This is a genomic window from Corynebacterium sp. HMSC08C04 (assembly GCF_001807495.1).
Lineage (GTDB): Bacteria > Actinomycetota > Actinomycetes > Mycobacteriales > Mycobacteriaceae > Corynebacterium > Corynebacterium simulans.
The window spans coordinates 1-591 of sequence record NZ_KV789197.1 but is presented as its reverse complement, the minus strand read 5'-3'; the positions used below and the strand labels follow the sequence as shown (position 1 = coordinate 591).

Sequence of the window (591 nt, the reverse complement as noted above, 5' to 3'; positions counted from 1 at the left end):
CGTTGACAACCTCGTAGAAGATGTCAGCGAAGGTTGATACGCGAGAGCTTGCGCATTTTCGCCCGCACAATCTTCGGCTTTGCCCAGAATACGCAAGGCGACAACAACACAATCCCGGTGCATCAGGGTATGAATGCCCACTTCGACGAGATTAAGAGCATTCTCAGCGACAAAGGCTACGAAGCTGAAGCCAAGGAGCTTGAAACAAAGCGCGTCGACTTAGGCTGAGAGAAACTGACTGGTCAAACATCCAGGCCTGGTCAGTTTGAACAGTTTGAGGAGTGTGAGACCTAGTGGATTCTCTCTTTGGTCGAGGAGGCCCTTTCGGCTAAATCAGAGGTAGTTGTGTAGCCAATCAGGCATATTTGGATCGTCCTTTGCCCATGATTCCACTTGTTTTTCTTCTGACTCCCAGACGTTCTCATCACCATCGAAATACTTGAAGCGGTTGCACTTGATCTTGTAGACGGTATCTCCATCAAGCCGGTATTCATTCCAGTAGTAATTTTGCTTGCCGTACCCCTTCCACTCGTTTGTGGTGTAAATAGTTTTCATGGTCGGCTCGTCAGCGGTGAATGTACGGCCTACTAA

At 48.7% G+C, this 591-nt stretch carries 2 protein-coding genes; one reads left to right on the top strand and one right to left on the bottom strand.

Annotated elements, in window-relative coordinates; genetic code table 11:
* Positions 1 to 48 precede the first annotated feature (48 nt).
* The gene (locus HMPREF3169_RS13060; RefSeq protein WP_070455574.1) at positions 49 to 228 is read left to right on the top strand and encodes a hypothetical protein; all 180 of its coding nucleotides are present in this window, start codon (positions 49 to 51) and stop codon (positions 226 to 228) included.
* A 105-nt stretch (positions 229 to 333) separates the two neighbouring features.
* Here HMPREF3169_RS13060 and HMPREF3169_RS02145 read toward each other — a convergent pair.
* The coding region (locus tag HMPREF3169_RS02145; protein WP_371440998.1) for a hypothetical protein at positions 334 to 591 on the bottom strand (258 nt) is incomplete at its 5' end.